This window comes from Flavobacterium sp. KY-23415 (assembly GCF_055384985.1).
Window position 1 is genome coordinate 4,155,022 of sequence record NZ_AP044001.1, and the last position, 11,843, is coordinate 4,166,864.

The 11,843-nt window shown below is 30.4% G+C and carries 11 protein-coding genes and 1 other RNA gene; 3 read left to right on the forward strand and 9 right to left on the reverse strand.

The window, feature by feature from the left end; genetic code table 11:
- Positions 1-32: 32 nt before the first annotated feature.
- From fsa to ffs, 4 genes are all read right to left on the reverse strand, one after another.
- Entirely contained in the window at positions 33-689 is a 657-nt protein-coding gene (gene fsa, locus ACZ49Z_RS18205; RefSeq protein ID WP_464305723.1) for a fructose-6-phosphate aldolase, read from the reverse strand.
- A gap of 78 nt (positions 690-767) precedes the next feature.
- Positions 768-1,409, reverse strand: a complete 642-nt coding sequence (locus tag ACZ49Z_RS18210) for a hypothetical protein (RefSeq protein ID WP_464305724.1) — start codon at positions 1,407-1,409, stop codon at positions 768-770.
- Positions 1,410-1,414: 5 nt separating this feature from the next.
- Positions 1,415-2,218, reverse strand: coding sequence for an SDR family oxidoreductase (locus ACZ49Z_RS18215; protein ID WP_464305725.1), 804 nt, complete (start codon positions 2,216-2,218; stop codon positions 1,415-1,417).
- A gap of 105 nt (positions 2,219-2,323) precedes the next feature.
- Positions 2,324-2,422: signal recognition particle sRNA small type (gene ffs / locus ACZ49Z_RS18220), an RNA gene on the reverse strand.
- Between the two features lie 88 nt (positions 2,423-2,510).
- On the opposite strand from ffs, the gene ACZ49Z_RS18225 reads away from it, so the two are divergent.
- Complete coding sequence (locus tag ACZ49Z_RS18225; protein ID WP_464305726.1) at positions 2,511-3,587, forward strand: glutaminyl-peptide cyclotransferase; 1,077 nt, start codon at positions 2,511-2,513, stop codon at positions 3,585-3,587.
- Entirely contained in the window at positions 3,587-4,285 is a 699-nt protein-coding gene (locus ACZ49Z_RS18230; protein WP_464305727.1) for a carboxypeptidase-like regulatory domain-containing protein, read from the forward strand. The genes ACZ49Z_RS18225 and ACZ49Z_RS18230 overlap by 1 nt, the downstream gene beginning before the upstream one ends.
- 43 nt (positions 4,286-4,328) lie before the next feature.
- Here the strand turns inward: ACZ49Z_RS18230 and ACZ49Z_RS18235 are convergent, their stop codons facing one another.
- From ACZ49Z_RS18235 to ACZ49Z_RS18255, 5 genes are all read right to left on the reverse strand, one after another.
- Positions 4,329-4,823 (reverse strand): hypothetical protein, encoded by a 495-nt coding sequence (locus ACZ49Z_RS18235; protein WP_464305728.1) that lies wholly within the window; start codon positions 4,821-4,823, stop codon positions 4,329-4,331.
- 63 nt (positions 4,824-4,886) lie between these two features.
- Positions 4,887-5,252 (reverse strand): hypothetical protein, encoded by a 366-nt coding sequence (locus tag ACZ49Z_RS18240; RefSeq protein ID WP_464305729.1) that lies wholly within the window; start codon positions 5,250-5,252, stop codon positions 4,887-4,889.
- A gap of 89 nt (positions 5,253-5,341) precedes the next feature.
- Positions 5,342-5,854 (reverse strand): DUF4442 domain-containing protein, encoded by a 513-nt coding sequence (locus ACZ49Z_RS18245; RefSeq protein ID WP_464305730.1) that lies wholly within the window; start codon positions 5,852-5,854, stop codon positions 5,342-5,344.
- A 4-nt stretch (positions 5,855-5,858) separates the two neighbouring features.
- Complete coding sequence (locus tag ACZ49Z_RS18250; protein ID WP_464305731.1) at positions 5,859-6,809, reverse strand: NAD(P)H-dependent flavin oxidoreductase; 951 nt, start codon at positions 6,807-6,809, stop codon at positions 5,859-5,861.
- Positions 6,810-6,887: 78 nt separating this feature from the next.
- Positions 6,888-7,514, reverse strand: coding sequence for a hypothetical protein (locus ACZ49Z_RS18255; RefSeq protein WP_464305732.1), 627 nt, complete (start codon positions 7,512-7,514; stop codon positions 6,888-6,890).
- Between the two features lie 470 nt (positions 7,515-7,984).
- On the opposite strand from ACZ49Z_RS18255, the gene ACZ49Z_RS18260 reads away from it, so the two are divergent.
- Positions 7,985-11,677 carry a glycosyl hydrolase family 18 protein gene (locus tag ACZ49Z_RS18260; RefSeq protein WP_464305733.1) on the forward strand — a complete coding sequence of 1,231 codons (3,693 nt, stop codon included), beginning with the start codon at positions 7,985-7,987 and terminating at the stop codon, positions 11,675-11,677.
- The last annotated feature ends 166 nt before the right edge of the window (positions 11,678-11,843 follow it).

Genomic DNA, 11,843 nt, shown 5'->3' on the forward strand with positions numbered 1-11,843 from the left:
TCTCTTTTTTTATAAAATTTGAAGTAAACTTATTACTTATTTCCTTTTTCAAAATCTGCAATAAATTGAGCCAAACCAATATCGGTTAAAGGATGCTTTAACAAGCCCAAAATTGAAGATAAAGGACCAGTCATAACATCTGCTCCCAATTTTGCGCAGTTCACAACATGCATAGTATGACGTACTGAAGCTGCTAAAATTTGAGTCTCAAACGCATAATTATCATAAATTTGACGAATTTCATCAATTAAATTCAAACCGTCTGTAGAAACATCATCTAACCTACCTAAAAAAGGAGAACAATATGTTGCACCTGCTTTAGCAGCTAATAATGCCTGACCAGCAGAAAAAATCAAAGTAACGTTTGTTTTAATTCCCTTATCTGAAAAGTACTTACAAGCTTTAATTCCTTCTTTTGTCATTGGTAATTTCACAACGATTTGATCATGCAATTCTGCTAATTCCTCACCTTCTCTAATCATTCCGTCATAATCAACCGCATTAACTTCAGCACTTACATCACCATCTACTATATTACAAATATCAACATAATGTTTTAAAATATTGTTTTTACCAGTAATACCTTCCTTTGCCATTAATGACGGATTTGTTGTAACTCCATCCAAAACCCCTAAGGCTTGTGCTTCTTTAATTTGCTCTAAATTAGCCGTGTCAATAAAAAATTTCATACGTTTTGTTTTGTTTAAAATATGTGTGTTGTTTTAAAAATGCAAAATTACTAATTTATATAGCTCAAACAACGATTTTTAATTACTATTCTTATATTTTATTAGATTAGAATACTCATGTATAATTCTCTTTTCTTCTTCCTTCAAATAATCAGATGCAAAAGGAGAACCACAATCTTGATTATTCACTTGATGAACTAACTTACTCTTAATAAAATAACTTCTTTGTTCAACTATTTCATTCTCGGATTCTCTAAACGATTCCTCATAAATTGGATATTTATAATCTATCCATTTTTCAAATACAAAAAACAATGCATCATCAATTAAGTAATATTCTGTCAGTTTCTGATTGGTTTCTGCAAAATTTCTAACTATAATTTTTTCTAATTTTTCATTTGAATAATAACTAACTACTCCACCTTCGGACCTTATATTATAGTCTTTCTGAATTATCGATTTCCAATTTCTATTAGAAATTGAATTAATTCTTTTAAAATTTTCCCTTACAAGTTTTAATTCTTCCTTTAAATAGTCATTATATTCAATATCTACTTCATTATAAGTCTCTTTTAAAACAATAGTATCTAAATTAATCTTTTTAATACTATCATTTACATTTGATATATTATCCTTTAAAACTGTTGTTTTACATATTTTTTTATTTGAATTCGAATTACAACTTAATAAAATAAACAGCAACAACAGAATCAATTTCATAATTTCTATAATTTATAATGATTCATCAATAATTTTTCATAGATAGTATCTGGAAGAATACGTTTTAAAACAATTGAGAACTTTTGCATAAATGCACCAACTTTATAGTGTATTTTAGGATTAGGCGTATTAATAATCTTAAAAATTACTTCAGCCATTTCATTTGGGTTGCTTCCAGAATCCACATGATTGTCCATCATTTTCAAAACACCTCCATATGTTTTTTCATATGCAGAACCTTTAATTACTGGTGCATGATACCTACCCGCTGCAATATTTGTAGCAAAATCCCCTGGAGCCACATTTGCAATACGGATTCCGAATGATCTCACTTCCATATTCATTGCCTCTGTTACTAATTCTAAAGCACCCTTAGAAGCTGAGTAAACACCCCTATATGGCAATCCCATATAGCCCGCAATAGAAGTTATGTTCAAAATTAAACCGCTTTTTTGCAAACGCATTTGTGGCAACACGGCTTTCATTACTTCAATTGGACCGAATAAATTGGTTTCAAAATTATTTTTTATTTCTTCTGTAGGTATTTCTTCTAAAGGCCCTGTAATTCCAACACCTGCATTGTTAATAACAACGTCTATCCTTCCTGCTTTTTCAATTACCATTTTAATAGCAGCCTTTATACTTTCTACATTTCTAACGTCTAATGCTACTAATTCTATTTTAGAATCCTTAATTCTTTCTGGATTTCTGCTTGTTCCAAAAACCGTATATCCTTTTACTACTAAAAATTCACCTATAGCTTTACCAATTCCAGAAGAAGCACCCGTTATAAAAACAACTTTATTCATTATAGTTTATTTGATTATGCATTGCGAAGTTAAGCAACTTTTAGATATAAAAAAATCTCCTTGAAAAAGGAGATTCTTACTATGTTGATTTAATATTTTTCTAAAAAAAGGCAAGCGACCTACATCGCACCGCTACAACCGCTTACCCTTGCTGCGTTCCCACCCTGGGGGAGTCTGCAGGAGCTGGTCGTGTAGGACTTGCCGGTGCAAATATACAAACATTTTATATTTTTGCAAGCCTAATTGTAAATTTAAAAATTCATTGTATATTGTAATATCAAAAAATGAAAAAATGAAAAAATATAAGCTATTAGCTTTCACAGTTTTAAGCACATTAATAATTTCTTGTGGGGACACAAAAAAAGATGAAAAAAAATTATTTTCGATTGATACTACTGCTCTAAAACAGGTTTATCAGCTCAATGAAAGCCTAAAATTGACTTTAAAAAACGAAAAAAACAAGACTATAGATTCTGTAATTTATTATATAAACGATAAAAATATTGGTTCGGTAAAAGGGAACAATCCATTAAATTTAAACTTAGAAAATCAAAAATTAGGTTTCCAGAGTGTGAAAGCATTAATATATTTTGAAGGGAAAACAGTCGATACTACTACCAATTTTACCATTACACCCAATATAGAGCCTAAATTATTAAACTATAAAATTGTAAACACCTATCCTCATGACATAAAAGCCTACACTCAAGGTTTTGAATTTCACAGAGACACTTTATATGAAGGAACTGGAAACGGAGAAGGCAAAGGTACTGGACAAAGGGGAACATCGAGTTTGAGAAAAACCGATTATAAAACAGGGAAAGTCTATAAAACAGTAGAACTTACTCCTAATTATTTTGGTGAAGGTATTACAATATTAAATAATAAAGTGTATCAATTAACTTGGTTGAATAATGAAGGATATGTTTATAATGCTGATACATTTGAAAAAATAAAAACCTTTCAATATTTCAAAAAAATGCAAGGTTGGGGTTTAACCAATGACGGTAAAAATTTATTTATGAGTGAAGGAAGTGAAAAAATCTACATTTTAGACCCTGAAACTTTAAAAGAAATAGATTATTTAAATGTATATACTAAAAGTGCTAAGATTGAAGCCTTAAATGAATTGGAATGGGTAGATGGAAAAATTTGGGCAAATGTCTATGGTAAAGATGCAATTGCAGTTATTGATCCAAAAAATGGAACTGTTGAAGGAATAATTAATTTAAGTGATCTAAAATCGAAAGTAACACAACATCCAGATCTAGATGTTCTGAATGGAATTGCCTATAATTCTAAAACCAAAACGATATTAGTAACAGGAAAAAATTGGGATAAAACATTTGAAATTGTTGTAGAGAAATAATGATTTCCAATAAAATAAATATTTCAATTCCTACTCCATGTCATGAAGATTGGCAAAAAATGACACCTTTGGAAAAAGGAAGGTTTTGCAGTGCTTGTCAAAAACAAGTACATGATTTTACTAAGTCATCAGACAGCCAAATACTTGCTGCTTTTGACAAAAATGAGAATTTATGTGGTCGTTTTTTAATAAGTCAACTCAATCGACCTATTGAAAAACCAAAAAACAAGAAAAAGAAATGGTTAGCAGTAGCAACACTTACTGGTTTTTTAAGTCTAGGAAATCAAGAAATTTTTGCACAAGGTGAACCTATAAGAACAGAACACAGAGAACACAAAAAGCTCTTATCTTCAGAAACAAATAAAGATTCAACTCAAGCGAGAACAATTACTGGAGTAATATCAGATTCTCAAGGATTTTTACCGAGTGCATCTGTAGCAATAAAAGGTACACAAAAAAATACTTTGACAAATTTTGAAGGGAAATTTAGCATTGAAGGCGTTATAAATGATACGCTCGTAATTAATTATATTGGATATAAAACAATTGAAAAAGTAATAACGAACGAAACAAATTATCAGATTACACTTGAAGAAGATTTAGATGTAGTTTACGAATCTGTTATTGCTGGTGGAATTTGTGCAAGAAGATCTTTTCTTGGTCGATTATTTCAAAGTGTTCGCAATTGGTTTAGATAAATTTTAAAAGGAGAAGCTCAAAAACTTCTCCTTTTTCATTTATTTAGACAGAATACAACAATATTTTTTCTTTTGGAAATTCTGAAATAATTTTTTCAGACCATTTTTTTGCTAGACGCATCTCTTCACCCATCATAAAATTCTTTTCATCAGCTTTAAAAAATTCTAAATAAAGCTTAGTATTTGAGCTGTATAATTCTATTTCTAACTCTAATTTATCAATATTTTTAGAATTAGCTTTATAGTTTTTTACTATAGCGCAATGTTTAATATTTTTTAATTCAATTGCTATTTTTTCATCATAGGTTTCCGTATTTCTAACAAAATAGAGCTTGGTTTTGTCTTCATTAATCCCAATTATAGAATTATCTGTCCAAGAATCTAATTCACTAATTTTGTTATTATCTAATTGTGCAAAAGCATTTAATTTGGCAATATTTTTTTTTCTTTTTTCTAATACCTTTTTATTAATTAAAAGTATTGGTAATAAAATAGCTGAGAATAAAGCTATTCCCATTATTAAGTTAGGTATATCCATTTTTATGTATAATTTAAGTTGTTCTCTTTTAAAAAAATTATTAACGAATAATAAATTAAAGAATTACCAAAAATTATGAAATGGAAAAATAATTTGTGAAGCTGAAAAAAATATTGAAAAGTTGTTTTGTTTTTTTCTATTTGAGCTAATTAAACTCGAAAAATAAATTTCTCTTAGTAAAGAATCTACAGCCAAAAAAACAGGAAAATGCTTCTTAATTGAAGTATTATTTTCAATATCGAGACGACCAATAAAATGATTTTCACTTTGAACCTGAAGTGCGTCATCATTATTACTTTGTAAGACCTGATTATAATGAGAACTCCTTTCGTGTTTGCATATTAAATCTAAAGTAGCTTCTGCACTGTTCTCTTTAACAAAAACAGCACAAATAATCAAGAAAAATAAGTACCATAAAGACCTATTCATTATCTACAAATTAACAATCAAATGTAAATACAATTCCATTCAATTTTTAAAAATAAATGTTAATTTTTTTTTAAAAAAAGAGCTAAAAATCAACTCTTTTTAGCTCTTCTCTCTTTATAGTACTTTTTTGTACTAATATATAGTGTTTTATCCAATTCTGTAAAAACAGTAGTTTTACCATCAGTAATATACAATTGTTTCACAAAATCTATGGCATTTTCAACGTTTACCCTATTAATAATAGTTTCAATCTCTTCTTTAGTAAATTCGAAAGTAACGAAAGCATCTTTGTAAGCTGGCCTTCTAAACCGAATTTCAGTCGATTTATCCCAAACTACATAATCTGATCCTAAAATATTCATTAATTGAATCATATAAATTGGATCGGTTGCAGAAAACAAGCTCCCTCCAAACATAGAGCCAACATAGTTCCTATTTTTATAGTTTAAAGGGATTTTAATTTTAACCACATACAAATCATCAGACACAAAGTATAATTTTCCGCAACTTCTTCTATACATCGGAGAAATATTAAACATCACTCTAAACAAAGTCGATTTTTTAAAAAAACGGTTTAGAAATTTAAAAATTTTATCATACATAGCACTACACTGTCAAATGCGTCACAATATCTTTTACTGGTAAGATAGCTTTTGTATGTTCAATACTTGGTCCTGCAACCCAAACTGTTTTATACGTTACTTGTGTAGCCGCTTTTTCGGTTGCTTTCATACCAATATAAAAACGAACCATTTTAACCCATTTTTTTAAAGTCTTATTTTTATTTAAAACACTTTCTAACCAACTTTGTTTTGTTCCTACTTTTTGAACATAGGGTGTATTTATTACTGTGCAAGGAGTTCCAGAAATACGTTCCGTCATAACAATATCTTTCTCTCCATAATCAACGCAAGCTTGTTTATACTCATCAGAAACACCTCCTTCAACAGAAGCAATAAAAGGGCTTCCCACAGAAACACCAATAGCTCCATAACCTAACATTTTATCAACATCTGCCTTACACCCTACTCCACCTGCTGAAATCACTGGTAAAGAAGTACCTTCATTTAATTGTTCTATCAAGGTTTTTGGATCAATTTCACCTCTATGCCCACCTGCTTCATTGTTTACAGCGATTAAAGCATCTGCTTTTAAACTTTCAACCTTTTTTGCAAAAGACAAATCTGTTACATCACAAAACACTTTAACACCCGCTTTGTGTGCTTCTCGAATTGTTTCTTCAGGGCTACCTAATGAAGTAATAATAAAATCAACTTTTTCCTCACACAAAACACGAAGTTGTTCTTTATACTTTACATTCGATTTGTTTACAATTAAATTATAACCGAAACTTCCTCCTGCTACTTTTGCTTCTTTCAATTCTTTAATAGAAGCACGCAATTCTTCTAACGTTCTGTAATTTAAAGCCGGAATACAACCTGCTACTCCACTTTTCATGCCTTCTATTACCATTTTTGTATTCGATACTAAAAACATTGGAGCCATTATAATTGGATGTTTTATACCTAAAAGTGTCGTTAAATTTGCTTTTTCCATTTTTAAATTATTTTAGTCAAATATAGTAAAAAGATTAAAAATAGTATGCATGCATACTATTTTATTTTTTAGAATTAACTATCTTTTTTTTGTCTTCTTTGGAGAAACTCCTTTTAAGAGTATATATTTCAATGTTGTAGTATCAAAAGTAAATGTGTCATTTTGTGATTTATTTTTTAAAATAAAATCACCATTAGATAATAATTCGAACTCGAAACCTTCTCTCCTAATTTTTTCTTGTGTTTCAGAAGCAGTTTTATTTTTATCCAAATATACAGTTTCTACAATATGGTTAGTAGATTGAGTGTTATCAAGTAATAATTCTTTAGTTTCAATGTTCCAAATTTGAGTAATAAAAATTTCTTTATCTTCTTGTTTTAATTTGGTTTTAATCTTATCTTTTTCTTCCCATTGAATGTAATAGAATTTTTTTCCTTTAGTTTGAAATGATTTAAGAGTGAAATTTAAAGGCTTAAAATCATTTGATACATTTTTTCTTACTTCTAAAGTATCCTTAATCTTATCCGAAATAATAAAAAGAACTAGCTTTTTTTGATTTTTTATTGTAATTAATTCTGCTGAAATTAAATCAAGTTTCGCTAAAACTAAATTGTTTGTTATTGTAGATTTCTTATATGTTTTTTTCTTTTGTGAAAAACCAGAGACAAAGAAAACAAGAACTATAATCAAAAATATTTTTTTCATACTTATACATTTAAGAATACCAAAATACGAAAAAAGGTGAATAAAAAATTATTATAGTATCATTATTACTCTAAAAAAACAAATATTATTAAAATAAATTAAACTTTTTATTAAAATATAATCAAATACTCAGCAATAAAAAATACTGTTAAAAAAAACGCACAACATATATATGTAGTTGGTATACAGCAAACAAACGTTTGTTGAAAAAATTAAGCACTTCGTTGAATTTATTTTTACACAATGAAAAGTTACGGTAAATTTAATATTAATAATAGTTGAAAATACATATTTTTTAACATTAATTACACATAAAATATACATTAGTACTTCTTGAGTAAAAAATTACACTGCCAGATTAATCACAAATAATTACTCACAAAATTTATCTTTTTTTTTAAAGGATACATTGTTTTATTACAATAATAACAACAAACAAATAAACATAATAAACACTTAAATATAAACAAATGAAATCTAAAAATCAAAGCACCCCTCGAAGAAGGACAACCAAGCAATTCTTATTGCTTCTAGTACTAATTCCCTTCATTTCCTTATCTAGTTATGCTCAAATAAATGGAGGAGCATCACACTCAACAGCAAATCATAGTAAACAAATTATTGGCTATGTCCCAAATTGGGATGCTTGGAAAGACACCAACCTTCACGTTCCGAAGGCTTCACTAAATCATTATAATATAGACTATTCGCAATATACCATTCTTAATTTTTCCTTTTTTGGTGTAGCTGTAGATGGTTCTTTACATAGTGGCGATTTAAGAAACAAACAAATCTATGCAAATGGACAAATTCAACAACCTGCTGCATTATTACATCCTGATGAATTTAGTAGTCATGACCAAACTTTTGTATTGGGACAACCAAAAACATTTTGGGGCTGGGATGAAAAATTAAGAGCATTAGGCTATGAGCCACATCCAGATGGCGGTTGGAAAGGCTGGATTAAAACAGCCTCCGGTCAACAAGGGAACTGGCCTTTAGTTGAATATGTTGAAGAAAGCATGATTAAAATTGCTCACGATCATGGTGTAAAAGTTATGGCTTCTATTGGTGGTTGGAGTATGTGTAAACACTTTCCAGAAATGGCATCCGACCCAGTTAAAAGAGCACGGTTCATTGCAGATTGTGTTACATTAGTAACTCAATATAAGTTTGATGGTATTGATTTGGATTGGGAATATCCTGGACCATTTTCAGGAATGAACTTTACTGGTACAACAGCAGATTATCATAATTTTACCATATTAGTTTCAGAAATTAGACAAGCTATTGGGCCAAATAAGCTTATTACTGCTGCTATGTCTGCTTCTCCAAATAAATTAGACGGAATTGAATGGAGTGCAATAGATCAATATATGGACTATTATAACATGATGACGTATGATTTTAATGGTGGTTGGTCTGGTATTGCAGGGCATAACTCTCCTTTATATGATTATCCAGGTGCAGAATATGCAAATTTTTCATTAGACGCAACCTACAGAAAATTAGCGGCATTAAATGTAAATCTATCAAAAGTAAACCTTGGTGTAGCCTTCTATGGAAGAGCTGTAAACACAGCAGTTGCACCAGCTTTAGGAGCGCAAACATTAAAAACACAAGTCAATTTCTCAGTTGACGGTCCTGTACAATCAGCCGCAGACATGACACGTTTTGCTGCGATGGAAGGAACTCCTTATTATACTCATTTATTACATGAATTACAAAGCGGACAATGGAACGAACATTGGGATGATGTTGCAAAAGTGCCATATTTAACTCATAAAACAGCAAATTCATTTATAAGCTATGATAATCCTCAATCCATTCAATTAAAAGCACAATACATTAAGGATAAAAACTTGGCAGGTTGTATTGTTTGGGAAGTATTTAGTGACTGGGTTGTAGGTCCTGAAACAAAAAAAATTGGTCGTTACCCGTATTGTCCAGGTACAAAATCTCCTTTGGTAAATGTTATTAATCAAACATTTGCAGGGAGTGTAAACAATACTGCTCCACAATTAGCTATTGTAACACCTACAAATCAACAGGTATTTACACAACAAACATTAGCAAATATTAATTTAAAAGCAACTGCAACAGATAGTAACGGCAGTGTTACTAGTGTAGTTTTTGAAATTGAAGGACAATCATTAAATGGACAGAAAACAGGAAATGATTATAGTGTAACGTTTTTACCTACTGCATTTAAAAATTATTCATTAACTGTTAGAGCAACAGACAATCAAGGAGCTGTTACAACTCAAAATGTTAACTTTACTGTTCAATCACAAGGTGGTAATCAAGGACATGTATTATTATCTGAAAGCATGTGGAATACTCTTTTCCCATATAGATATGGTGCTGTAAATAACGGAAATGGTTGGGTTTTAGATCCTGCAAACGATTTCTTCACTTACCAATCGTTTTTAGATGCTCTAAACAGAATGAGTAACATTAAAGCTGTTTTAAAAAGAAGATGTGGCACAAATGCTTATGTTGTTACACGCATCAATAAAACAACTGGGGAAGCAGTAGAAATTCGTCATGATAGTGACTTTGATGCTCCAATGCATGCTAACAAAGCTATTATCACAAAAGAAGTAGATTATGGAACATTCTTAGAAGAAGGAACTTTAGAAGAAAGAAAAAGAGAATTATCTGCTTTCTTAGCAAATATTGCCCATGAAACAACTGGAGGATGGCCTACAGCTCCAGGAGGACAATTTTCTTGGGGATTACATTTTAGAGAAGAAGTTGGAAGCCCAGCTGGATATAGAGATGAAACAAACGTAAACTATCCTCCTGCTCCAGGTAAATCATATCATGGAAGAGGGCCAATACAATTATCTTGGAATTACAATTACGGACAAGTAAGTGAATATTTATATGGAGATAAAAACGTATTATTAAACGAACCAGAAAAATTAGTTCAAGATGCCGCACTTGCATTTCAAACTGCAATATGGTTTTGGATGACACCACAATATCCAAAGCCTAGTGCACACGATGTTATGGTTAAAAATTGGCAACCTAATCCATTAGACGTAACTAAAAATAGAATTCACGGTCTAGGAATGACAGTTAATGTTATTAATGGTGGTTTAGAATGTGGACAAGGTGTTGAAAAATCGCAAGTATTGGATAGAATTGGATACTACCAACGTTTCTCTGGTGTGTTCACAATAGGAACAGATATGGATGGTGTTCACGACCTTTCAGATTGTGGATGTAAAGACATGAGTAGCTATGGTGGTGACAGCAACGATTTAACAGCCGAAGCATGTGCTCAACAACCAACGATTGCTTTCTCTGCACCAACAAATAATCAAATTATTCAGCAAGCTTCTTTAGCTCCTGTTGCCGTTACTTTAACTGTTGACCCAAAAAACACAACATTAACACAAATTAGTACATCAGTAAATAATCAAACTTTCACAGGTACTTCTTTCAATTGGACACCATCTGCATATGGCAATCACACACTACAAGCAACTGCTACATTTGCAAATGGACAAACAGCAACCGCTACAGTAACAGTAACCATTTGGGATGGAGGTTCTTTAAGTTGTGATGCAATTCCTGCATGGAATCCTGCTTCAATATATGCACAAACCAATACTTTTGTTACCTACCAAAATGTATTATATAAAAACAAATGGTGGACACAAAACGAAACACCTGGAAGCAATGCTGTATGGGAATTTGTAAGAAGCTGTGACGGATCTAATGATGGTTTACATTGTGGGCAATCGGCTTGGTTATCTTCTAAAATATACAACACTGGAGATAAAGCGTTTTATAATCAAAAAATTTATAGAGCAAAATGGTGGACGCAAAATGAAACTCCTGGAACTAATGCTGTTTGGGAATTTGAATCTAACTGTACAACTGTATCACCAAGAAGCCAATCATATACTGTTGTATATCCAACACAAGTTAATGATGAAATTACTTTTGAATTAGAAATTGCAAGAACTGAAATGATTAAAATACAACTACTTGATCTTACAGGCAATTCCGTTAAAGAAATATACAATCAAAATACAGAATCTGGAAAACATATTATTGTCAGAAATGTTAGTGAACTTAGAAAAGGAATCTACATCTACAAAATATTTACAGATAATGATGTACAAACTGGAAAAATCATAAAAAAATAGTTGTTGTTGAATTAGTAATTAAAGCCTCGTTTTCGAAAGAAACGAGGCTTTTTTTTAACAAAAAACACAATTAATCACTTTTAAATCACACAAATGTTAAATAAAATCTAATAATTCATAAGCAAAAAATAGATTCTAAAAAAAATAAAATATTTTTGATTGATAT